This window comes from Streptomyces sp. OZ13, from assembly GCF_052068155.1.
Classification (GTDB): Bacteria; Actinomycetota; Actinomycetes; order Streptomycetales; family Streptomycetaceae; genus Streptomyces.
Map to the genome: position 1 here is coordinate 343,770 of NZ_JBQHCZ010000004.1, position 23,330 is coordinate 367,099.

19 protein-coding genes are annotated in these 23,330 nt (G+C 72.4%); 14 read left to right on the forward strand and 5 right to left on the reverse strand.

From position 1 onward, the window contains the following. Positions 1–302: 302 nt before the first annotated feature. From ACTMTU_RS11855 to ACTMTU_RS11870, 4 genes are all read left to right on the forward strand, one after another. Positions 303–2,357, forward strand: a complete 2,055-nt coding sequence (locus ACTMTU_RS11855) for an FAD-dependent oxidoreductase (protein ID WP_441263430.1) — start codon at positions 303–305, stop codon at positions 2,355–2,357. 134 nt (positions 2,358–2,491) lie between these two features. Beyond that, on the forward strand, positions 2,492–3,376 hold the full coding sequence (locus tag ACTMTU_RS11860) for a septum formation family protein (RefSeq protein ID WP_441263431.1): 885 nt from the start codon (positions 2,492–2,494) through the stop codon (positions 3,374–3,376). Between the two features lie 95 nt (positions 3,377–3,471). Next, positions 3,472–4,047: a PadR family transcriptional regulator gene (locus ACTMTU_RS11865; RefSeq protein ID WP_441263432.1), complete on the forward strand. Its 576-nt coding sequence runs from the start codon at positions 3,472–3,474 to the stop codon at positions 4,045–4,047. Between the two features lie 12 nt (positions 4,048–4,059). Continuing rightward, entirely contained in the window at positions 4,060–4,242 is a 183-nt protein-coding gene (locus ACTMTU_RS11870; protein ID WP_441263433.1) for a hypothetical protein, read from the forward strand. 63 nt (positions 4,243–4,305) lie between these two features. Here ACTMTU_RS11870 and ACTMTU_RS11875 read toward each other — a convergent pair whose 3' ends face one another. Together ACTMTU_RS11875 and ACTMTU_RS11880 are read right to left on the reverse strand one after the other, a co-directional pair. After that, positions 4,306–4,866: a potassium channel family protein gene (locus ACTMTU_RS11875; protein ID WP_441263434.1), complete on the reverse strand. Its 561-nt coding sequence runs from the start codon at positions 4,864–4,866 to the stop codon at positions 4,306–4,308. 171 nt (positions 4,867–5,037) lie between these two features. After that, positions 5,038–5,805, reverse strand: coding sequence for a DUF72 domain-containing protein (locus ACTMTU_RS11880; protein WP_441263435.1), 768 nt, complete (start codon positions 5,803–5,805; stop codon positions 5,038–5,040). Positions 5,806–6,129: 324 nt separating this feature from the next. Between ACTMTU_RS11880 and ACTMTU_RS11885 the strand changes: the two genes are divergently transcribed. Beyond that, positions 6,130–7,851 (forward strand): ricin-type beta-trefoil lectin domain protein, encoded by a 1,722-nt coding sequence (locus ACTMTU_RS11885; RefSeq protein WP_441263436.1) that lies wholly within the window; start codon positions 6,130–6,132, stop codon positions 7,849–7,851. Between the two features lie 87 nt (positions 7,852–7,938). Here ACTMTU_RS11885 and ACTMTU_RS11890 read toward each other — a convergent pair whose 3' ends face one another. Continuing rightward, a complete protein-coding gene (locus ACTMTU_RS11890; protein ID WP_441263437.1) occupies positions 7,939–9,267 on the reverse strand; it encodes an extracellular catalytic domain type 1 short-chain-length polyhydroxyalkanoate depolymerase in 1,329 nt (442 codons plus the stop codon). Between the two features lie 27 nt (positions 9,268–9,294). Between ACTMTU_RS11890 and ACTMTU_RS11895 the strand changes: the two genes are divergently transcribed. Beyond that, positions 9,295–10,545, forward strand: a complete 1,251-nt coding sequence (locus ACTMTU_RS11895; protein ID WP_441263438.1) for a PucR family transcriptional regulator — start codon at positions 9,295–9,297, stop codon at positions 10,543–10,545. A gap of 15 nt (positions 10,546–10,560) precedes the next feature. Here the strand turns inward: ACTMTU_RS11895 and ACTMTU_RS11900 are convergent, their stop codons facing one another. Then, entirely contained in the window at positions 10,561–11,520 is a 960-nt protein-coding gene (locus ACTMTU_RS11900) for an alpha/beta hydrolase (RefSeq protein WP_441263439.1), read from the reverse strand. Positions 11,521–12,067: 547 nt separating this feature from the next. Between ACTMTU_RS11900 and ACTMTU_RS11905 the strand changes: the two genes are divergently transcribed. From ACTMTU_RS11905 to ACTMTU_RS11930, 6 genes are all read left to right on the forward strand, one after another. Next, entirely contained in the window at positions 12,068–12,742 is a 675-nt protein-coding gene (locus ACTMTU_RS11905; RefSeq protein ID WP_441263440.1) for a polysaccharide deacetylase family protein, read from the forward strand. A 31-nt stretch (positions 12,743–12,773) separates the two neighbouring features. Then, the gene (locus tag ACTMTU_RS11910) at positions 12,774–14,165 is read left to right on the forward strand and encodes an SGNH/GDSL hydrolase family protein (protein WP_441263441.1); all 1,392 of its coding nucleotides are present in this window, start codon (positions 12,774–12,776) and stop codon (positions 14,163–14,165) included. A gap of 133 nt (positions 14,166–14,298) precedes the next feature. Next, entirely contained in the window at positions 14,299–14,721 is a 423-nt protein-coding gene (locus ACTMTU_RS11915) for an SseB family protein (RefSeq protein WP_441263442.1), read from the forward strand. Further along, positions 14,718–15,368, forward strand: a complete 651-nt coding sequence (locus ACTMTU_RS11920) for a hypothetical protein (RefSeq protein WP_441263710.1) — start codon at positions 14,718–14,720, stop codon at positions 15,366–15,368. The genes ACTMTU_RS11915 and ACTMTU_RS11920 overlap by 4 nt, the downstream gene beginning before the upstream one ends. Positions 15,369–15,371: 3 nt before the next feature. Then, complete coding sequence (locus tag ACTMTU_RS11925; protein WP_441263443.1) at positions 15,372–20,078, forward strand: putative T7SS-secreted protein; 4,707 nt, start codon at positions 15,372–15,374, stop codon at positions 20,076–20,078. A 27-nt stretch (positions 20,079–20,105) separates the two neighbouring features. Beyond that, positions 20,106–20,714: a pentapeptide repeat-containing protein gene (locus ACTMTU_RS11930; protein WP_441263444.1), complete on the forward strand. Its 609-nt coding sequence runs from the start codon at positions 20,106–20,108 to the stop codon at positions 20,712–20,714. A gap of 62 nt (positions 20,715–20,776) precedes the next feature. Here ACTMTU_RS11930 and ACTMTU_RS11935 read toward each other — a convergent pair whose 3' ends face one another. Then, entirely contained in the window at positions 20,777–21,745 is a 969-nt protein-coding gene (locus tag ACTMTU_RS11935; protein ID WP_441263445.1) for a LuxR C-terminal-related transcriptional regulator, read from the reverse strand. 527 nt (positions 21,746–22,272) lie between these two features. On the opposite strand from ACTMTU_RS11935, the gene ACTMTU_RS11940 reads away from it, so the two are divergent. Together ACTMTU_RS11940 and ACTMTU_RS11945 are read left to right on the forward strand one after the other, a co-directional pair. Then, positions 22,273–22,461 carry a lysine biosynthesis protein LysW gene (locus ACTMTU_RS11940; RefSeq protein ID WP_441263446.1) on the forward strand — a complete coding sequence of 63 codons (189 nt, stop codon included), beginning with the start codon at positions 22,273–22,275 and terminating at the stop codon, positions 22,459–22,461. Then, positions 22,458–23,327 (forward strand): RimK family alpha-L-glutamate ligase, encoded by an 870-nt coding sequence (locus tag ACTMTU_RS11945; protein ID WP_441263447.1) that lies wholly within the window; start codon positions 22,458–22,460, stop codon positions 23,325–23,327. Before ACTMTU_RS11940 ends, ACTMTU_RS11945 begins: the two co-directional genes overlap by 4 nt. The last annotated feature ends 3 nt before the right edge of the window (positions 23,328–23,330 follow it).

Sequence of the window (23,330 nt, forward strand, 5' to 3'; positions counted from 1 at the left end):
GCGGTCGCCGATACGTCGGCATGCCCGGATCCGTCGGCGTTCCCGGACGTGGCGGCAACGATTCCCACCCCGTGTGTTCCGAGAATCGCCGCGACCCCCAGTGCGCTCACGTGCTGCCATCCCGCCACGACGCCACGGTAGAGGTCCCGGAAGGGGTCGTATGAGCAAAATCACCCCTTTGGATGATTAGTGAGTTCATTCGACCGCGCGGGCGCCCTGTGGCGCGAGTCATTTTGCACTTTGTTGCAAAAGGACCCTGGGGCGGCTAAACATTCAGTCGACACCCCGCGCGAGGAGGACCGATGAGCACGAGCACCAGCACCACCACGGCCGGGCCGACGCCGTACCCGCATCTGCTGAGCCCGCTCGACCTCGGGTTCACCACCCTGCCCAACCGGGTCCTGATGGGATCCATGCACGTCGGCCTCGAAGAGGCGGAGCGCGGCTTCGAGCGCATGGCCGCCTTCTACGCGGAGCGTGCCCGCGGCGGTGTCGGCCTCATCGTCACCGGTGGTATATCGCCCAACGACCGCGGCCGCCCGTACGAGGGCGGGGCCAGGATGACCACCGACGAAGAGGCCGCGCAGCACCGCATCGTCACCGACGCCGTGCACGCAGAGGGCGGCCGGATCGCCATGCAGATCCTCCACTTCGGCCGGTACGCCTACCACCAGGACCTGGTCGCGCCCAGCGCCATCCAGGCGCCCATCAGCCCGTTCGTCCCGCACGCCCTGACCGACGCCGAGGTCGAGGAGACCATCGAGGACTTCGTCAGGGCGGCCACCCTCGCCAAGTCGGCGGGCTACGACGGCGTCGAGATCATGGGCTCCGAGGGCTACTTCATCAACGAGTTCATCGCGAGCGCCACCAACCACCGCACCGACCGCTGGGGCGGCAGCTACGAGAACCGCATCCGGCTGCCCCTGGAGATCGTCCGCCGGACGCGTGAAGCGGTCGGCACCGACTTCATCCTGATCTACCGGCTCTCCATGCTCGACCTGGTGCCCGGCGGCTCCTCGCTCGAAGAGGTCGTGACGCTCGCCAAGGAGATCGAGGCGGCGGGCGCCACGATCATCAACACCGGCATCGGCTGGCACGAGGCCCGCATCCCCACCATCGCGACGTCCGTGCCGCGCGGCGCGTACAGCTGGGTGACCAAGAAGCTGATGGGCGCAGTCTCGGTGCCGCTGGTGACGAGCAACCGGATCAACACCCCCGAGGTCGCCGAGGAGTTGCTCGCCGACGGGCGCGCCGACATGGTGTCCCTGGCCCGCCCCTTCCTCGCGGACCCCGAGTTCGTCGCCAAGGCGCGGGCCGGGCGCGCCGACGCGATCAACACCTGCATCGGCTGCAACCAGGCCTGTCTGGACCACACCTTCAATCTCAAGATCACCTCCTGTCTGGTGAACCCGCGCGCCTGCCACGAGACCGAACTGGTCCTCGCGCCCACCCGGCTGAAGAAGCGCATCGCCGTCGTCGGCGCCGGTCCCGCCGGTCTGGCCTGCGCCGTCTCCGCCGCCGAGCGCGGCCACGAGGTGACCCTCTTCGACGCCGCGGACGAGATCGGCGGCCAGCTGAACATCGCCAAGCGGGTCCCGGGCAAGGAGGAGTTCAACGAGACCCTCCGCTATTTCCGCACCCGGCTCGCGGAGCGCGGCGTCCGCCTGCGTCTCGGCACCCGCGTCGGCGCCGGCGACCTCCCGGCCGCCGACTTCGACGAGGTCGTCGTCGCCACCGGCGTCACACCGCGCACCCCCGAGATCGACGGCGTCGACCACCCGAGCGTCGTCAGCTACCTCGACGTGCTGCGTGACGGTGCCCCGGTCGGTGAGCGCGTCGCCGTCATCGGCGCCGGCGGGATCGGCTTCGACGTCGCGGAGTTCCTCACCGACGGCGGCGAGGGCGCGAGCCAGGACCCGGAGACGTACTTCCGCCAGTGGGGCGTCGACACCGGTTACGCGGCCCGTGGCGGGCTGACGAAGCCCGTGCGCCCGGCCCCGCCGCGGGCCGTGCACCTCCTCCAGCGCAAGACCAGCAAGGTCGGTGCCGGTCTCGGGAAGACGACGGGCTGGATCCACCGCACGGAGCTCAAGCACCGCGGCGTGACGATGACGGCGGGCGCCACCTACGAGCGGATCGACGACGAGGGCCTGCACCTGACCGTCGACGGCACCTCGTCCGTGCTGCCCGTCGACACGGTCGTGCTCTGCACCGGCCAGGAGCCGCAGCGCGGACTGTACGACGAGCTCGCCGCGGCCGGCCGGACCGTGCACCTCATCGGAGGGGCGGACGTGGCAGCCGAGTTGGACGCGAAGCGCGCCATCGACCAGGGCACCCGGCTGGCCGCCACCCTCTGACCGCGCGACCCCGGCCGGGAGGCGACCCGCTCGGGTCCCTTCCGGCCGCCCGGCCCGCGCTCACGAGCCGGTCACAGGCGTGGCATACCATGCGCACGACATTCATAAGACTTTCGTAAGAGGATGTACGCGTCATGGCAGTCCGCTCCCTGTCCCGGTCCCTGCGCGGTATGTCCGCCGCCGTCGCTCTGCTCGCCGTAGGCGCGGTGGGGTGCTCGGAAGTCGTCGACGGCGCCAAGGACGGCGCGAAGAAGGTGGCCCGGCAGCGGTCCGTGTTCTCGCTCAACCCGGGGGACTGCTACAACCCGAACGGCAAGGCCACCGAGGGTGAAGCGGTCGCCATCGAGGTCGTGCCCTGCGCCGAGCCGCACCAGGCGGAGGTCGTCGGCGAGTTCACGCTCGACGAAGGCAAGACCTTCCCCGGCAACGACGCGATCTGGGCGATCGCCGACGAGCGCTGCCCGGCGGAGGCCCAGAAGTTCTCGCCGGACACCTGGGCGCTGCCCAAGGGTGTGGAGATCTTCTACTACACGCCGACCAGCGAGAGCTGGGCCACCGGCGACCGCTCCGTGAGCTGCAGCTACACACAGGAGACGGGCAAGCTCACCGGCTCGCTGAAGGCCGGCCCCGAGGCGTCGAAGCCGGAGCAGACCGCGTACCTCAAGGGCGCCAACGCCGTCTACGAGGCGCTGTGGACGACCCAGCCCGAAGCGGAGACCGTCGAGGACGACCTCGCCGGCTACAAGGCCCAGGCCAAGGCTGTCGCCGCCGCCCTCGACACGCACATCGCGGGCATGAAGGACATCAAGGGCGTGGAGACCGGCAAGCTGCGCGCGCAGCTGGAGAAGACCGCCGGGCACTGGAAGAAGGCCGCGAACGCCGCCGACGCCGACGCGTTCTACGTCTCCTACGACCCGGCCTTCACCGGCCTCGACCCGAACGGGACGGTCGCCGCGCGCAAGGAGCTCGGCCTGGCCACCACCGTCCCGGCCGACGACGCGGAGGTCTGGGCGGGCTGACGCCCGCCGCAGCGGGGCCCGCGTCCGCCGGACGCCGGTCCCGCGCAGGCCGGGCGTGTGACGGGCGGCGGTGGGGCGAGTCCTACGATGCGGCCATGTCCCTGCCGCACGCCATCCTCACCGCCCTGCTGGAGAAGCCCTCGTCCGGCCTGGAGCTGACCCGCCGGTTCGACCGGTCGATCGGCTACTTCTGGTCGGCGACCCACCAGCAGATCTACCGGGAGCTGGGCAAGCTCGAGCAGGCCGGACACATCCGGGAGCTGCCCACCGAGCAGCCGGCCCGCGGGCAGAAGAAGGAGTACGAGGTCCTGCCCGCCGGCCTGGAGGAACTGACGGCCTGGGTGACCCGCCCCGAGGACCCCCGGCAGATCCGTGACCCACTGCTGCTGCGGCTGCGCGCGGCCGCGGTGGTGGGCGGCGCGGACATGGAGGCGGAGCTCGTACGCCACCTGGAGCTCCACCGGGCCCAGTTGGACGACTACCTGGCGTTCGAGCAGCGCGACTTCCCGCCCGAGCGCCGGGTGACCAGGCAGGACCGGCTGCGCCATGTGGTGCTGCGGGGCGGCATCGAACTCGAGACGTTCTGGACGAAGTGGCTGACGGACACCCTCGCCGAACTCAGGGGTCCCGAGGACGGACCCTCCCGGCATGCGGCACCTGACGGTCCGTGAGATCGTCGCCGCGTGACGGACACCTTGATGGCCGCGTTCTGCGTGGCTGCTCTCGCCCTGTTGCTCAGATCCGCCGTCGGCCTCGCCCGCGCCGACGGCGCCGACCCGTCCGCGGAGGCACGCCACGTGACGACGGCGCTGTACGGCTGCGGGATCGCCGTACTGACGCTGGGCCTGTTCATCACGCTGACCTGACGTCCCGCCGCCTGCGTGGGGTCCCGCCGTACTCGTGGGCCGGTTCTCGTTGCACGCGCCAGGTCAGTCCGGGTCGGTGCCCGAGCGGGTGGTCCCGCCGGCCTCCTGCGCGCGGTCTGTGAGCCGGGCGTGGAGCCAGCGGGAGAGGGCGGTGGCCGCGGCGGTGAGGAAGACGAAGGTGTAGAGGATCTGGAGGACCGTCACCAGGCGGGCGCTCTGACCGCGCGGGTGGATGTCGCCGTAGCCGACCGTCGCGAGGGTGACGACGGTGAAGTACAGGGCGTCCATGCGGGTGTTCAGGCCGGTGAACTCGCCCGGCTCCTTGGCGAGGGTGTGGTACGCGCCGGAGAAGACGAGCACGGACAGGCACATCAGCAGCGGGATGGCGACGCCCGGGCGGGTGCCGAGCCGCTCGGTGAGCACGTCCCTGACCTGGAAGAGAAGCAGCAGGGCGATCGACACCAGTGCCAGGGTGAAGAGGGTCCAGCCGACGGCGGGGCGCTCGGGGCCGAGCTCCTCCAGGGGGAGGAGGAAGTACGCCACGGTCATGAGGACGCCGCCGCAGAGGGCGGCCAGCCTGAGCCGTCCCCGCCCCGGGCGGCGTGCCGTGCGGTCGTCCGCCATCCGTGTGCCTCCCCGCTCGCCCGCCTGCCGTCGTCGCCCACGATGCTCGCTCGCTTGCCGTCGTCGCCCACGATCGGCCGGTCCTTCGGCCCGCCGCCATCCGGGCACGGCCGAACGGCGCACGCGGCCCGAAGCCCAAAGGGGTGGCCCGCCCCGTCCGTGCGGCCGGGGTCAGGGGTCCCCCGGAGTACGGCTCACGGTCCGGCCCAGCGTGCCGGCGGCCCGCGCGAACTGTGCCGCGTCCAGGACCGCGGCCCCGCCGGGATCGTTGTTGAAGTACACGTACACGTCGTCCTCGTCGGACCAGGCGTCGGTGATGCGGACGGCCCAGGACTTCAGCGCTGCGCGACCGTAGCGCGGCGGCGGCTGGGCGAGGCCGGCGTGGAGGCGTACGTAGCCCCATGACGCCGTCCGCCACAGCGGTGTCACGGGGCGGGATCCGCGGTCCGCCCAGCACAGGGCGGCGCCGTGCCGTTCCAGCACCGTACGCAGCCGGGGCTCCGCCGCCCACCACGAGGCGTGCCGGAGTTCTACGGCCACGCGGACGGTGCGGGGGAAGCACTTCAGGCAGGCGTCCAGCGCGTCGGTGTCCGCCTGGAAGTTCGGTGGCAGTTGCAGCAGCACCGGACCCATCCGGTCGCCGAGGCCTGCTGTCCGGTCCAGCAGCCGGTGCACCGGCTCCGCGGGCTCCCGTAGCCGCTTCAGGTGGGTCAGGAAGCGGCTCGCCTTGACCGCCATGACGAACCCGTCCGGTGTCCGCTCGCGCCACGACGTGAAGATCTCGGTGGTGGGGAGCCGGTAGAAGGCATTGTTGTTCTCCACGGTGGCGAATCGCGCGGCGTACTCCTCGAGCCACAGCCGCTGCGGGAGGCCGGGCGGATAAAGGATGCCGCGCCAGTCCTTGTACTGCCATCCGGAGGTTCCGACCAACATGGGCATGGGCTGATGCCTGCCCGTGCCGCGGGCCGGCCTATCGCCGCCACGGGGGTGCCGCGGGGGCGCGGACGGGGGCCGCGTTCGTGGCGAAGGCAGGTCCGTCGGACTGTCGGCCGCTCTTTCCGCTCGTGTGACAGGGGCCGGAGAGGCCCGGGAGAAAGGCACGAGGAAAGGCTCGTTCAGACTCTGTTGTTACCTGTGGGAACACTTTCCAGGCGGTTGGCCCTGCTCCACTATGGGGTCCTGTTTCCGGCCAGTAACACGGGAGCCCCTCCGGTCACGGACGGGCGGATGTGCCGCGTCGTAACTGAACGAGGAGTCAAGAGGGTGTCGAAGCCGAAGCTCCAGAAGGCCGTTCCGGAGACGGCGGCCGACAACACCGGCTGCACCGCTCTGCCCGACGGGGAACTCACCGAACGCATCCGCGCCGGCGCCCCGTCCGCGTATCCCGCCGTCCAGGAGCTCAGGCGCCGCCACATGCCGGCCCTCCGCGGCTACGCCATGCTCTGCGGTCGCAACACCCTCGCCGGCAACCAGCTGGCGGTGCAGGCATTCGACCTCGCCACCCAGGAGGCATGCCGGGGGATCGGCCCAGAAGGATGCTGGGGCAGGCATCTGCTGACGGTGCTTCAGCGGATCGGGCTCACCTGGGCGGCGGGCAGCCGTCGCGCCCGGCTCGAGCCCGGCTTCGCCGCGTGGCTCGACGACAACACCGACGTCGCGCCGCCGTATCCGCCGGACTCCCCACGACCCCGGCTCCGGGCGACGTCCCCCATGCTGACCGGCTTCCAGCGGCTGCCCGAGCAGACCAGGGGCATCCTCTGGTACGCGGTGGTCGACGACGAGCCGGACGCCACGGTCGCCACGTTCGTCGGAGTGAGCCCGGCCATGGTCCCCGAGCTGCGGGCCAAGGCACTGGACGCGCTGCGGCGCGCCTACATCCAGGCGTATCTGGAGGACAGCGGCAGCAGGAAGTGCCAGGGCTTCCGCCGCATCATCGAGGCGGCGTCGCAGCCGGGGGACGGGCGGCGCAGCAACGACCTGGCCCTTCATCTCGCCGAGTGCCCCGGCTGCGCCCGGCTGACCGGGGAGCTGAGCCGGCTGGCGGCCGGCCCGCGGGCCGTGCTCGCCGAGGGCCTGCTCCGGTGGGGCGGCGCGGCCTATGCGGCCGGTGGCCCCGTACGGGCCCGGCACGCCGCCGGGCCCGCCACGATCGAACGGTGGGAGACCGGAAGGGCCGGGCTGCCCGTTCCGCACGCCGCCGCGGGCCGTCGGAGACGGGGCGGCGGGACGGCCGGCCATGGTGTGCGGCGGCCGTCCCGGCCCGCCGTGCTCGTCGCCGTTGCGGTGGCGGCCGTCGTCATCGGAACCCTGCTGGCGACCGGGTCCGGGGACCCGGCTCCCGGAGGGGACCACGACCGTGCCGGCGCGGAGGAACCCTCGCGCTGGGAGGCACGGCCGCCCGCCGTCCTCCCCACTGCCGCCCCCTCGGCGACCGCCGCGCCGTCACCGTCCCCGTCGAAGAAGCCCTCGGCGTCACCGAGCCGCACCACCGCGGCACCCACGACGGCGGCACCGGCGCCCCAGCCCCCGCCGCCCGCCCCGTCGAAGAGCACGCCGCCCCGGCCGGTGCCCATCGCCGCCGGCAGCGGATACACCCAGGTCGTCAACGCTGCCTCCGGGCTCTGCCTGGACATCGACGGCGGTGTCATGCAGGACCGCACCGACGTCCTCACCGCCCCGTGCGACGGCACCCCGAGCCAGCAGTGGAAGCTGGAGTCCATCGGCCTTCTGCGCAGCAGCGCCGACCCGGACTACTGCCTGGACTCGCGTGGTGCCACGGACCGTGGTGTGGGCATCTGGTCCTGCTCCTCCGTCAACGGCAGGAACGGTCTCAACCTGCTGTTCATCGTCGACTCCGCCGGAGTCGTCCGCCCCCGGATCGCGCCGGACTTCGCGCTCGAACCGCTCGGGGACTCAGGCGGCGGCACCCTCGACTTCGATCCGGCCGACGGGGACAGCGACCAGCGCTGGACCGCCGGCCGCTGACCCGCACGGGACCACCGGTCGACGCGTCCGGTGGCGTCCCGGCCCCCGCGGCCCGGGCTCCGCAGGGCGGAGCCGGGACCGGGAGCGTCAACCGGTGGAGCAGGCGGCTCCGTTCAGCGTGAAGGAAGCCGGCTTCGCGGTGTTCCCGGTGTGGCTCGCCTGGAGGCCGATCTGCGTACTCGCGCCGGCGGCGAGCGTCCCGTTGTACGCCACGTTCCTGGCGGTCACGGCGCCGCTGCTCGGGCTGTAACTCGCGCCCCAGCCGGAGGTGATGGTCTGGCCCGCGGGCAGGGTGAAGGACAGCGCCCAGCCGCTGACAGGTGCGGTGCCCGTGTTGGTGAGGGTCACGGTCGCCGTCAGCCCCGTGTTCCACGCACTGGTGGTCCAGCCGACCCGGCACGTTCCCGGCGCGGGGTCGGGGCCGGGACCGGGGTCCGGCGGCGGGGTGGTGCCGTCCAGCCCGAAGAACGTGACGGCGCCCGCCGCCATGCCGCCGGTCGGCAGCGTGTGGCCCTCGCCCTGGACGCTGATGGCTTCTACGGGCGCCTGGCTGCCGGTGGCGCCGTAGCGGGTGCGGGTCCGGTCCGGCTGCGGACGGTCGGTGTACGCGGGTGTCCGGCTCACACCGTGGACGTCGGTCCACTGGTCGATCTGCTCGGCGAAGTTCGGATAGCGCAGGGTGCTGTCCTCGGTGCCGTGCCAGATCTGCATCCTCGGCCGCGGCCCGGTGTGACCGGGGTACGCCGCACGGACCAGGGCGCCCCACTCCTGCGGCGTCCGGTCGACGGCTCCGTTCGCGCAGGCGCTGTTCCAGCCGGAGCCGTCGGTGGTGGCGAAGCACGAGTGCGGTACGCCCATGAAGGCCGCGCCCGCCCTGAACACGTCGGGGTAGTTGCCCAGCAGGACGTTGGTCATCATGGCGCCGGACGAAGCGCCGGTCACGAAGATCCGGCCGGGATCGGCGCCGTACCGCTGCTGGACGTGGGCGACCATGGACCTGATGCCCACCGGGTCGCTGCCGCCGTCGCGCCGCAGCGCCTGCGGCGAGGAGACGTCGAAGCAGTTGCCGCTCCTGGTCGCCGACGGGTAGACGACGATGAAGCCGTACCGGTCGGCCAGCGACGCGAACTCCGTGCCCGAGTGGAAGGCCGGCCCGGACCCGGTGCAGTAGTGCACGGCCACCAGCACCGCCGGCCGCTCCCGGACGCTGTCGGGCACATACAGATGCATCCTCAGATTGCTCGGGTTGCTGCCGAAGGCCGTCACCTCCGTCAGCGAGGCGGCGGACGCCGGGGGCGCGGCGACGGCTACGAGGAGCGCCGACAACAGCGGTAAGACAGCGGCCACAAGCACTGTGAGCAGTGCTCTCAACGGCCGCCCGGCCGTGGTCGGCACGTGCAGGGATCTGTCGGTCATGTACCTGTCCTTCCTAGACTGCCTGCCGTGAAGGGACTGCTGCTGCGGCTGTCCGCGCTCGACGCGGACGCCGCCACCGCCGTACGCGTGATCGCGCACTTCGAGGCGCTGCTCGGCGGTGGACTCGACCCGGCGTCCCTGGCCCGGTCCACCGCCGGGCTCGCCGGATGCCCGGCCGGACTCGAACTGCCCGACGGCCGCTCGGCACGGTCCGGACCTGACGGCGTCGCCCTCCGGGGCGTGCCCGAGCACGTCTCCGGACGGGTGGGGCTGGAGCCGGCCGGCGGGGTCTGGCTGGAACGGCCCGGTGCGCCGGGCCCGTTCGACGAACTGGTCCTCGAATGGATGGCCATCACCGCCCGGGTGCTGGCGGGCCGGCCCTGGCAGTCCCGGGTGCCCCAGGCGGCCGATCCGGCGCTGGTCGAGCTGGTGCTCTCCGGCCGGGAGGACGCACCGGACCGAGTCCGGGCGCTGCGTCTGCTGGGCCTCGCGCCCGAGGCGCCGCTGCGGGTGATCGCCGTGGCCGGGCGGGCGGGGACGGACGTGGGGATGGAGGCCGTGGCGCTGCTCGGGCGCGGCGGCCTGCGGGGCACGGTCAGGGTGGCGCGGGCGGGGCCGCTGGGGGCGGTGCTGGTGCAGCGCCCGGAAGGCGCCGGCCGTACGGGCGACGCCGCGGGCGGCTCCCAGGACGGCGGCGCCATCGGCGTCAATTCCCCGGGCGGGCCGGCCTCGACGGCCTGCGAGCTGCGGTCGGCCCTGCACGAACGCGTCCGTGAGCGCGGCACGGCCCATGGAACCGCGCAGGGGATCCGGGTCGGTGTCGGCGGCGGCGCCGATCCGCTGGACGCGCGTACCTCCTGGGCACAAGCGCGTTCCGCGCTGCGCTTCGCCGTGCCGGGCAGCCCGCGCGAGGCGGTGGTGGACCACGACGAACTCGGCCCCGTCGCACTGCTGGCGGACATCCCGGTGGAGCGGCTGCGCGCCCAGGAGGACGTACGGCGGCTGGGGAGGCTGGCGCGAGGGGAACGCGGCGAACGTGGTGAGCGGGCCGGACACGGCGGCGAACTTCTCGCGGCCCTGGCCGCGTTCTGCCGCACGGGCTCGCTGCGGCAGGCGGCCGGCGAACTCCACCTGCACCACAGCTCGGTGGCCGCGCGCCTCGCCCACGTCGAGAAGGAACTCGGGTGGCGGCTGCGCGACCCGCAGGACCGGTTCCGCGCACAACTTGCGCTGTACGCCCTGCGGCTGGCGGACGGCGGCCAGGGCTTCGACGGCTGATGAGCGGTCACCGGCTCACCGGCCCAGGGCCCGCCGCAGCACGGCGACCGCCTCGGCGGTCGCGCCCTGAATGACACCTGCGTGCTCCACGGCCCACGCGCCGTGGAACGTACCCGGAATCAGGCGCAGCTCCGTGGGCACCCCCGCGGCCGCCAGGGCGCGGGCGTAGGCGACGCCCTCGTCGCGCAGGGGGTCGAACTCCATCACGGAGACGTACGCGGGCGGCAGCCCGGAGAGAGCCGAGGGAGTGGCTCGGGCGGGGGCCGCGTACGGGGAGACCCCGGCGCTCCCGCGCAGGCCGGGCCCGAGGTACGCCTCCCAGCTGAGGGCGGCGCTGCGCCGGTTCCACACGGGCGTGTCGGTGAACGTCCGGGCGCTGGCGGTCTCCAGCCGGTCGTCCAGCGCGGGGCTGCACAGGTGCTGGAAGCACGGTGCGGGCCCGCCGCGGTCGCGGACGAGCAGCGTCAGCGCGGCGGCCAGACCCGCTCCGGCGCTGTCGCCCCACAGGGCGATCCGGTCGGGACGGACGCCGAGCCGGCCGGCGTTCCCGGCCAGCCAGCGCAGGCCGGCGTAGCAGTCGTCCAGCGGCGCGGGGAACGGGTGCTCGGGGGCGAGGCGGTAGTCGACGGAGACCACCAGGGCCTCGAGCTCACGGCACAGCAGCAGGTTCCAGTCGTGGTCGACGTCCGGGGATCCGAGGACGAAGCCACCGCCGTGGATGCTGTAGACGGCGGGCAGCGGCCCGGCTTCCGGCTCCTGCGGCCGGTAGGTCCGCAGCCTCACCGCGGGCGCGCCGTCCGCTGCGGGGGCGAGCACCTCGCCGACCTCCACCCCCTTCGTGTCCGTCGCCGCGACCGCCACCGCCAACTGCTCGGCCTGGGCGGCACGGGCGCGGCCGATGTCGGTGATGTCGACCTCGGGCATCATCGGCAGCGCCGCGGCCAGCTCGGGATCGAAACGGTGGCGCGAGAGCATGTCCCTCCTCCGGTCGTCCTCGGCAACGCCGCGGCGCATGCGCGGTCGACGGCTCCGCGACTCTGCTGCTCCGCGACACTGCGACTCGACGGCTTGGCGACTCCGTGGGTTCGTGCTGAGACCGTGTCACGCACGTTCTCCCAGGTCATCAGACGTGTGTCGGGACAACGGACGCTCCGGACCGACAGCCGTCCGTTTCTCGGGCGGCCTGCGGGTCGCCGGCGGCCTTCGACGGCCCCACATACCCCTTCCCACCTGCGCGTATGTGCTCAGCGCAGGCCAACTGGCCGCTCTTGACGCCCTCTCGGCGGGCTCCCTACGTTCTCCCCGCCGGGCCGCCGGGCCGCAGAGCTTCCACACACCGCGACGCGCGGCCCCCGGCCCCGCCCGGCGTACGGACATGAGGCGCCGCCCGACGTACGGAAACCGGGCAGCGCCACGCGCATGGACATCCGGCACCAAGAGAGGGACCACCTTGACCGTTCCAGCGAACCCCGCCCCGGGCTCCGTCCCACCACGGACGCGCCTCCCGCACCGTCCCCGGCTGGTGCCCCTGCTGCTCGCGGGCGGAGTGTGCCTGGGCGCCCTGACCGCGACGGCGCCCGCCCACGCGGCACGGGCCGACGCCGGGGTCGTGGACTCCACCCGGCACGGCGGAAGGAGCGTGGCGCTCACCTTCGACGACGGCCCCGATCCCGACGACACGCCCCGCCTTCTCCAGGTGCTGCGCCGGCACCACGTCAAGGCGGTGTTCTGCCTCTGGGGCGACCACGTCCGGGAGCATCCGGACCTCGTGCGCGCGATCGTCGCCGACGGCCACACCCTGTGCAACCACTCCATGCACCACGACGACCTGGCCGGCCGGTCGCCGGAGGAGATCCGCGCGGACCTCGAGCGCACCAACGCCGAGATCCGCCGTGCGGCCCCCGGCGTACGCATCCCCTACTTCCGCGCGCCCTACGGAAGTTGGGGCAAGAGCCCGGAGGTGGCGGCCGCGCTCGGCATGCAGCCGCTGGGATGGCGGCTGGCGGTCGGCGACTGGGAACCGCCGGGCACCGACGAGCTGGTCCGCCGGATACAGGAGGGCGTCACGCCGGGGGCGGTCGTGCTGCTGCACGACGGAGGCGGTGACCGCAGCCAGAGCGTGGCGGCCGTCGACCGGATCATCCCCGCGCTCAGGGCCGACGGCTGGCGTTTCGACAAGCCCGCCCGCCGCGGCTGACCCGCTCCGACGACGCTCCTGGAGGCACCGAATGACAGCGCAACCGAAGTGGTCCCCCGCCCGGGGCCGCGCACGAAGAGCCGGCCGTCACCTGGCGGGCCTGCTCGCCGGCGCCCTGCTCCTGGCCATGGCCCCTGCCACCTCCGCCGTGGCGGGCGCCTCAGCGACCTCCACCCCGGCCCCTTCCGCCCCGGCCGGCGCGCCGGCGGCGCCGGACGGGCATGCCGCAGGTGGGGCCTGGACGGGCACCTGGTCGACGACACCCACAGCGGTGCCGGCCTCGGACACCACCGTGTTCGAGGACCGGACGATCCGGCAGACCGTCCGCACGAGCATCGGCGGCGACCGGGTCCGCATCCGGTTGTCCAACGAGTTCGGCGACGGGCCGCTGGTCATCGGCGAGGCACGGGTCGCCCTCCGGGCCGGCGACGGACCGGCCTCCCGGATCGACCCGCGCACCGACCGTCCGGTCACCTTCGGCGGCCGGACGTCCGTGACGATCCCCGCCGGCGCGCCGGCGGTCAGCGACCCCGTCCCGCTGCGTGTGCCCGCGGGATCCGATCTCGTGGTGAGCATCCACCTGCCGGAGCGGACCCCGGGTTCGACCGTCCACGCGTTCGCCTTCCAGCACAACTACGTGGCCTCCGGCAACGTCACCGGGCGGACCGACATCGACGCCACCGCCACTGTCGACCGCTGGTACTTCCTGACCGGTGCGAGTGTGAGCAGCGGCCGGCCGGGTCGCTCCTCGGCCGTCGTCGCGTTCGGCGACTCCATCACCGACGGCTCCGACACCGACGTGAACGCCAACCACCGCTGGCCCGACTTCCTGGCCCGGCGCCTGGCGGCGGCCCCCGGCCCGTACACCGTCGGCGTGCTCAACCAGGGCATCAGCGGCAACCGTCTCCTGCACGACCCGAACCCGCCCGCCGGGTCCGACGCGGAGAACTTCGCGGCGTACTTCGGGCAGAGCGCGCTGCGGCGCTTCGACCGCGACGTCGCCGCGCAGCCCGGGGCCAGGCACGTCATCGTGCTCCTCGGCGTGAACGACCTCGGCCACCCCGGCACGGTCGCGCCCGCGTCGGAGAAGGTCTCCGCGGCGGACATCATCGACGGGCACCGCCAGATCATCGCCCGTGCGCACGAACGCGGCCTGAAGATCCACGGAGGCACGATCCTTCCGTTCAAGAACGACACCTTCGGCTTCTACAGCCCCGAGAACGAGGCCGCCCGCCAGGCCGTCAACCACTGGATCCGTACCAGCGGCGAGTACGACGGGGTCGTCGACTTCGACCGGGCGCTGCGCGACCCGGCCGATCCGCAGCGCCTCCTCCCCCGTTACGACAGCGGCGACCATCTGCACCCGGGCGACGCCGGGGCCGAGGCGATGGCCGCGGCGGTACCGCTCCACTTCCTGCGCTGACCAGGGGACGGGCCCGGGCGCCTCCGCCCGGGCCCGGTGCCCTCGCGCCCCCGGGAACCGCCCGGCCTCAGGACTGCGTGGTGTCCTGCGTACACGGGACGGGAAGACACCTGGCGGCTGGAAGGAGTTTCGGATGGGCGACGGCACGGCACTCGCGGAGCGGATCGCCGAGCGGCGGGACGGTTCCGGCGATCCGATGGCCATGGTGGGCGAGTTGCGGCGCGCCCTGGTTCTCGTCCCCGTCGACGCGGGCGGCCTGTGGACGGCGCGGCTCGGCGGGGTGCGCTGGATCTGCGCCTTCACCAGTGAGGAGTCGCTCGCCCGGTTCGCGCGTGCCCGTGACGCGGGGGACGGCCAGGAGACGGGCCGGTCCTGGGAGTTCGCCGAGATGCGCGGGGCACGGCTGCTCGACGAGATCGTTCCGGCCATGGGCGTGCCGGCCGGGGTGGCCGTCGACGTCGCCGACCCGGACGGGGCGATGCTCTTCCCGCCGGCGGTGGGCATCGTGCCCGACGCCGTCGCGGTCGACGCGCCGGCCGCGGAAGGGGCCGCCTGATGGGCGGCGGGGCGGAGGACCTGCGGGTCGGTCCGGAGAGCGTCCGGCAGATCACCGAGGGCCTGCGGTCGGCGATCGCCGAGCTGCGGGAGGTCGGCACCGGGACCGGGGCCGTCCTCGGAAAGGGTTTCTCGGACCTGGCGATGACCGGCATGGAGGCCGGGCACCACGGTCTGTCGGTGGACTTCGAGGACTACTGCGAGCGCTGGGAATGGGGCGTGCGGGCGTTGATCCAGGACGCCAACACCATCGCCGCGACGCTCGGACTCGCCGCCGGGATGGTCTGGGAGGAGGACCAGTACCTCCAGGGCACCTTCAAGATCGCGGTGAACGCCGCCGTCGGCAATCCGCACGCCTCCGAGGAGGACATCGTCAAGCAGAACTGGGGCGATGTGCTCACACCCGACTACCTGAACCCCGACTGGAGCCAGGAATCCTTCCAGCGTGCGGGCGAGGACGCCGCGCAGACCTGGAAGGACACCGGGCGGGCGGTGTTGACGGAGGGCAACGGCGGGCGCCAGTCGCAGATCCTGAACGAGATGCTCGGCGTGGACCAGGAGGCGTTCGACCGGGCGGTGGACGACACGTTCGGTCCGTCGCCCGAGGAGCGGGCCGCGCAGCAACAGCCGGGTACCGGGGGGAACTGAGCCGTGGGCATCGGGGATTTCGTCAGCGACATCACTCCGGACGTCGTCGAGGACGCGGTCGAGGACGGTACCGAGTGGCTCGGCGACCGCGTCGAGGACGCCGGTGACTGGACCGCCGACCGGCTCGAGGACGTGGGCTGGGAGTCGGGCGCGGACTGGGTGCGCGAGCAGTCCCGTTCGCTGGCCAACCGGATGGGCGCAGAGGTCGACGAGATGGACCTCGGGCAGACCGAGGACAAGACCAAGCTCATCTACGGCAGCCCCGACAAACTGCGCACGACCGCCTCGCACCTGCGGGATCTCCAGAAGTCGTTCGACCTGGTGGGCGAGGGGCTGAAGGGCCTGGACTCCTCCGCGATCAAGGGTGAGGCGGCGGACGCGTTCCGCGAGACGGTGTCCATCGAGCCGCCGAAGTGGTTCAAGGGCGCGGACGCCTTCGGCAAGGCGGCCGACGCGCTGGCGAGTTTCGCCCTGACGGTCGAGTGGGCGCAGCGGCAGGCGCAGACCGCCATCGACAAGTGGAAGGCCGGCACCAAGGCGTCGTCGGACGCGCTGGACGCGCACAACAAGAAGGTCGACGCGTACAACAGCGCGGCCGACCGCTACAACGCCCAGCCCGAGGACCAGCGGGACCCTTCCTCCCTGCCGCCGAAACCGGGTGCGTTCAGCGATCCGGGCAAGGCGCAGATGGAGGAGGCCCAGGAGATCCTGGCCGAGGCCCGCAAACAGCGGAACGCCGCGGCGGACACCGCGCGCACCGCCGTGCAGGCGGCCAGGGACGCTGCGCCCCCCAAGCCGTCGTACGCCGAACAGGCCATGGACGGCCTGGAGGAACTGCAGGTGATGCAGAACCACTTCGGCGCGGGCATCGTCAAGGGGACGGCCGGCCTGGTCACCTTCGTACGCGGTATCAACCCCACCGACCCGTACAACATCACGCACCCGGCCGAGTACCTCACCAACCTGAACAACCTGGCCTCCGGGCTGGTGCTGGTCGCCAACGACCCGTGGGGCGCGGGCAAGCAGATGCTCGACAACTTCATGAAGGATCCGGCGGAGGGCTTCGGCCGGCTCGTCCCCGACCTGCTGCTCACCGCGGCCACCGGTGGCGCCGGGGCCGGCGTCAAGGGGGTACGGGTCGCCGCGGAGGCGGCGGACCTGGCCAGTGACGCCAACCGTGCCCGCAGGCTGATCGACGACGTACCGAACGGCACCCATAACCGCCCCGACGGACAGCGTCTGATCGACGAGACCGACCCCGTCGACCTCGCCTCCGGCCGAATGTTCCTGCCGCAGACCGACGCCGTCGTCCCCGGCACGCTGCCGCTCGCCTTCACCCGCCGCGTCGAGTCCGGTTACACCGTCGGGCGCTTCTTCGGGCCGTCCTGGTCCTCCACCGTCGACGAACGCCTGGAGATCGACGCCAAGGGCGTCGTCCACGTCACCGACGACGGTCTCCTGCTCACCTACCCCCACCCGGTGCCCGGGGTCCCCACGCTTCCCGAGTCCGGTACCGGGTGCCGTCCGCTCACCCGCGAGGAGAGCGGCGACTACACCGTTACCGACCCGGAGAGCGGCCTGACCCGCCACTTCACCGCACCGTCCGGAGCCGAACCGGGTGACGACGGGGACGCCTGGCTCGAGCGGATCAGCGACCGCAACGGCCACAGCGTCACCGTCGACCGCGACGAGACCGGCACGCCGCTGGCGCTCGTCCACTCCGCGGGCAGCCGGCTCTCGGTGGCCACGGCGGACGGCCGGGTGACCGGTCTGTCCCTGGCGCTGCCCGACGGCACGGAGCAGCCGGTCGCCGGTTACGGCTACACGGACGGCAACCTCACCGCCGTCACCAGACCCTCGGGCGCCACGCTCACGTTCGAGTACGACGAGCGCCGGCGGGTGATCGCCTGGATCGACTCCAACGGCAGCCGGTACGACTATGCCTACGACGACCAGGACCGCGTGATCGGCGAGGGCGGTCAGGCCGGCCACGTACAGCTCACCCTGTCCTACGGCCTTCCCGACCCGGCCACCGGACACCGGGTGACCGAGCTGACCACCGCCGACGGCCGCACCACCCGCCACCTGATCGACAGCGCCTGCCGGGTCGTGGCCACCACCGATCCGCTCGGTCACACCACCCGCTACACCCATGACGCGCGCGGGAACCGGCTGACCCGCACCGACGCCCTCGGCCGGACGACGTCCTACACGTACGACGAGGCGGGCAGGCTCCTCGCCGTCGTGCGCCCCGACGGCACCAGGATCAGCACCGTCCGCGACGAACGGGGCCTGCCGGTCGAGTTCACCGAGGCCGACGGGACGAGCTGGCACCAGGAGTTCGACGACCGGGGCAACCGCGTCCGCGTCACGGACCCCTCCGGCCGCACCACCCGCTACGCGTACGACTCCCGCGGGCATCTCGTGTCCTCCACCGACGCGCTCGGCGCCGTCACCACCTTCCGCTGCGACGCGGCCGGCATGCCGCTGGAGGTCACCGACCCGCTCGGCGGCACCACACGGTGCGAACGCGACGCCTTCGGCCGGCTCGTCCGCATCACCGACCCCCTCGGCGCGGTCACCACCCTCGAGTGGACCGCCGACGGCGAACTGGCCCGGCGCACCCGCCCGGACGGCAGCAGTGAGTCATGGACGTACGACGGGGAGGGGAACTGCACCGGCCACACCGACGCGACCGGGCGGACCACCCGCTTCGAGTACACACACTTCGACCTGCCGGCCGCCCGCACCGGCCCCGACGGCGTGCGCCACGAATTCGAGCACGACGCCTCGTTGCGGCTCGCCAAGGTCACCGACCCGCAAGGCCTGACCTGGTCCTACAGCTACGACGCGGCCGGCCGGATGGTCTCGGAGACCGACTTCGACGGGCGGACGGTCAGCTACGCGATCGACGCCGTCGGCCAGGTCGCGGCCCGTACGAACCCGCTCGGCCAGACGGTCTCCTACGAGCGCGACCAGCTCGACCGGGTCGTCAGGAAGGACGCGGCGGGCGCCGTCACCACCTACGCCTACGACCCGGCCGGGCGGATGGTCCGGGCCACCGGCCCGGACAGCGAGCTGATCCAGCAGTACGACCGCCGGGGCGACCTGAAGGCCGAGCTGGTCGACGGCCGCCCCATCACCTACACCTACGATTCCGTGGGCCGCCGGGTCCGCCGCATCACGCCCACCGGCCGTGTCACCACGTACGGCTACGACGCCGCCGGCCGGCCCACGCACCTCACCAGCGGCACGCACCGCGTCTCCTTCACCCACGACGCGGCGGGACGTGAGCTGCGACGCGTCTTCGGCGACTCCCTCACCCTGGCGTCGATCTGGGACGAGACCGGCCGTCTGGCCGGCCAGCACCTCACCACCGGCGCCCGCACCATCAACCGCCGGGCCTACACCTACCGCGCCGACGGGCACCTCACCGCACTCGACGACACCCTCCGGGGCTCCTTCCGCTTCGACCTCGACCCGGCCGGCCGGGTAACGGCGGTGACGGGCGCCGGCTGGTCGGAGACGTACGCCTACGACGCGGCCGGGAACCAGACCTCCGCCACCTGGCCCGCCGGCCACCCGGGCCAGGAGGCGACCGGTTCACGCGACTACACCGGCACCACCATCACCCGTGCCGGGTCGGTGCGTTACGAACACGACGGCGCCGGCCGCATCACCCTGCGCAGGAAGACGCGGCTGTCCCGCAAGCCCGACACCTGGCACTACTCCTGGGACGCTGAGGACCGCCTCACGGCCGTCACCACGCCCGACGGGACGCGCTGGCGCTACCGCTATGACCCGCTGGGCCGCCGCACCGCGAAGCAGCGCCTGGCCGACGACGGCGAGAGCGTGGTCGAGGAGGTGCTGTTCACCTGGGACGGCACGACGCTGTGCGAACAGACCACCACCGCCCCCGAGCTGCCGCGCCCCGTCGTCCTGACCTGGGACCACCACGGTGCCCGGCCGCTCGCCCAGACCGAGCGCGTGCTCGGCACGGACGCGCCCCAACAGGCCGTCGACGAACGCTTCTTCGCCATCGTCACGGACATCGTCGGCACGCCCACCGAACTGGTCGACGAATCGGGCGACGTGGCCTGGCACACCCGCGCCACGCTCTGGGGCACCACGGCCTGGACCAGGTCCGCCACCGCCTACACCCCGCTGCGCTTCCCCGGCCAGTACTACGACCCGGAGACCGGCCTCCACCAGAACTACTTCCGGCAGTACGACCCGGAGACGGCCCGCTACCTCACACCCGACCCGCTCGGCCTGTCCCCGGCACCCAACCCGGCCGCCTACGTCCACAACCCGTTCACCTGGTCCGATCCGATGGGCCTTTCGCCCTATCGGGGTCTGGGCCTCAGCGACGAGGCGATGAACGCCATCAACAAGCTGGAGAACATCAAGGCCGACCCGATCGGCCGCATCAACTCGGAGCCGAACCACAACCATTACTCGGCGGCCCGACGGGAGGCGGCGGGCGAGGTGGTGGCACGCAGACCGGACGGGACGCCCTACGACCACGTCAAGGACCTGACCCAAGCACAACAAGGGCTGGAGAACGTCCGTCGGATACTGTGGAAGGAGATGGAACGGCTGCCTGACGGTATGACCGAACGGGGCCTGGAAGTCCTCCTCAAGAAGCACGACGAGACCGTCTACCACCTGGACCGTGTGAAGGGGTTCCTCCACCAGATCCAACGGTGACCGAGCCGCCCCCGGGAGCGCCAGGCCATGAGCACACCACCGGACGACACCGGGCACGAGACCGAGCTGCGCGACCGGTGGACCCGGCCCGAGAACGCCGACGTCCTCGCCGCGCTCAGGGAAGCGCTGCTGGGCGGCGGCGACTGGCGCGCCCTGCTGCGTGAGTGGTCGCAGCCGTGGGGCACCGACAACGACCTCGGGGGCATCCCGCTCGCGGGCACCGACCTCACGGGCAAGGACCTGAAGGGCGTCTACCTCGCCTACGCGGACCTGCGGGAGTGCTCGCTGAGCGGCTGCGACCTCTCCGACGCGTCACTGACCGGCGCGGACCTGTCCGGCGCGGACCTCACGGGCGCGACCCTGACCGGGGTGAACGCCGGCCTCTGCGACCTCACGGGTGCGGACCTCGGTAGTGTCCGCGCCGACGACGCCGTGCTGTCGCGCGCCCGTCTGGTCCGCACCACCCTGCGCGGCGCGTCGCTGCGCAGGGTCAAGTTCCTGGCGGCCGATCTCACGGACGCGGACCTCACGGACGCGGACCTGTCCTCCGCCGTACTCATCGGAGCGAGGACCGACGGGGCGGTCATGACCGGCGCCCGGACCGACGGTGCGCGCCGCGGATCCCTGCGGCCCTGAGTCCCGCCCGCGGGAGGCCGCCGACGGGCCCTGGGACGACGTGCCGCGCGTGTCCGCCGTGATCAGTCGTGCGGGGAGTCGTGCCGACCGGTGCCGCAGTGGCAGTCCGGGCCCGGGGACCCGTCCAGCAGACCGCTCTGGGCGGTCAGATACGCGAGCTGCGCCCGGCTCTTGCTGCCCAGCGCGTCCGAGACCTTCTTCAGGTGGGTCGCCACGGTACGAACGCTCATTCCGAGCCGGGCCGCGATGGCGGCGTCGGTGTAGCCGTCGACCATCATCCGCAGCACCCGCCGGCGTGTCTCGTCGGTGAGGATCTTGGGGCGCTGCTGGTCGGGCTCGTAGACGACCGGTTCCGCACGGTCCCAGGCGTGCTCGAAGACGGAGACGAGGAAGTGCACGATGCCCGGGTCGGTGACCCTCAGGGCGTGGTTGTGATGCTCCTTCTCCTTGTCGGGGATGAAGGCGACCGAGCGGTCCCAGATGAGCAGCCGGTCGAAGACCTCGTCGACGGTGCGCACCTCGGCCCCGGCGCCGGTGGCGGCCTTGATGTAGTCGAGCGTCGGGCCGTGCGTCCGTACCGTGTGCTGGTAAAGCGTCCGCTGCCTGACGCCGCGCTTCTTCGCCTCCAGCGTGTACGACAAGGACTTGGCGAGGACTTCTTCCGGACGGCCCCCACCGGGATGCGCGGTGAGTGTCTCGCGCGTGGCGGACTGTGCCTCCGCCTCCACCGCCGCGGCGATCATCGCCGCTCCGGTGAGCCGCTGAACGGCGTGGCTTCCCTCCCGCAGGCCCCGGTAGACGCTCTCCCCCTGGGACATGGATGCGCGGAGTGTGGCCACCGTCCGCTGCTGTTCGTTGACGCGCCGCTCCAAGGGGCGCACCAGCGTCGCTTCGGCGACGGCCGGCGGTACGGGCACCATGGCCTCGGGATCGTCCACCGCGGGCACCAGCAGTCCGAGGTCCGGCAGGCACGCGGGGGCCTTTGCCCGTGCGATCCTGCCCGCCACGAGGGCGGTCCGGTAGACCGCCATCCCCTCAGCGCAGATCTCTACATGTGCGCTGTCTTCGCTTATATCCGTTTTGCTGCACATCTGCCGCCCCCTTCGACTTTCTGCACTGCATGATCATGACCCCTGTCACTCCTTCCGGCAATGTCCTTCTCAGGGCAGTCTCTTCATGTGGACAGCGGCACGCGAACGGCTGACCACTGACCGTCCAGGGGGGACACGAAATGAAGTACGTCACGCGTTCAGGCAAGTATTTCGCAGCGTGCGTGATCGCCGCCGCCGCGTTGATCGCCTTCTCCGTCGTTCCGGGTGACGCCGACCGGGCCGCAGTCGCCGGAACCGGAACGTCGGGCCCGCAGGACCCGGGCTGGGTCTGACCCACCAGGCACGCCTGCCCCACCAGGCGCGCCTTCACCGGGCACCTTCAGCACACCTTCACCACCCGGACCGCCGTGCGGCGGAGCGGAGTCCGCGCACGCGGGCCCCGCTCCGCGGGACTCCCGCGCCGCCGGCCGTATCAGCATGCCGATTTACAGAAGGAGTTTCGAAAAATGACCACCGCCATTGCGGCTCCGAAATGCCTCGTGTGCGACACGGAATTCGAGGTCCAGGAAGCCTGGGAAATGGGCGAGATCACCGAGTGCGCGGCCTGCGGCCAGGAGCACGAGGTCGTGGAGAAGTCCGCCGCCGGCGCGCGGCTGGACCTCGCCCCCGAGGTGGAAGAGGACTGGGGCGAGTGACTTCCGCCGACCAGGTCCTGCTCTCGGTCACGATGCTGCGCCCCGACGAGAAGCTCCTCCTCGGCGCACTGCGTGACGAGGGTCTGACGGCAAGGCCGTTGCTCGTGAAGGATCTGGCCGAGGTCGTGGCGGGCCGCACGGGCCCGCCCGGTCTCGTCCTCATCAGGAATCTTTCCCACCGCGAGGCGATCAGCGTCTCCCGCCGGCTGGAGCACGCCGGAGCCACCACCCTCAACCGGTCGGCGACCATCGAGACCTGCAACGACAAGGGACTTCAGGCGCTGCTCTTCGAGCGCCACGGCGTCCCCCACCCGGTCACCCGGCACGCCTTCAGCTACGAGCAGGTGCACGCGAGCGTCGCCGAACTCGGCCTGCCCGCCGTGGTGAAGCCCGTGAGCGGGTCCTGGGGGCGCGGTGTCACCAAGATGGCCAACGCGGAGTGTGTGGAGGCCTGGGCCGGCGGCCGCGAGTCCGCCGACGCCGCGGGGAAGCTCTTCCCCGTCGTCGTGCAGGAGTACATCGACAAGCCCGGCCACGACCTGCGCGTGGTCGTCGTCGGACGCACCCCCGTGGTGGCGATCCAGCGTGTCTCGACCGACTGGCGTACCAATACCCACCTCGGGGCGGAGGTCCGGCGGATCGAGGTCACCACGGAGATCGAGAAGCTCTGCGGCCATGTCGTCGACATCCTCGGCCCCGGTTTCTACGGAGTGGACCTGGTCGAGGACCGGACCACCGGTGAGCTGCTCGTGCTCGAAGTGAATGCCAACCCCGAATTCGCCCGCTCCTCCGCCCAGCACGGAGTCAACGTGGCCGGCCACCTCGCCGCCCACGTCGCGGAGCAGCTCGCGGCCGCGGCCGCGTGACAC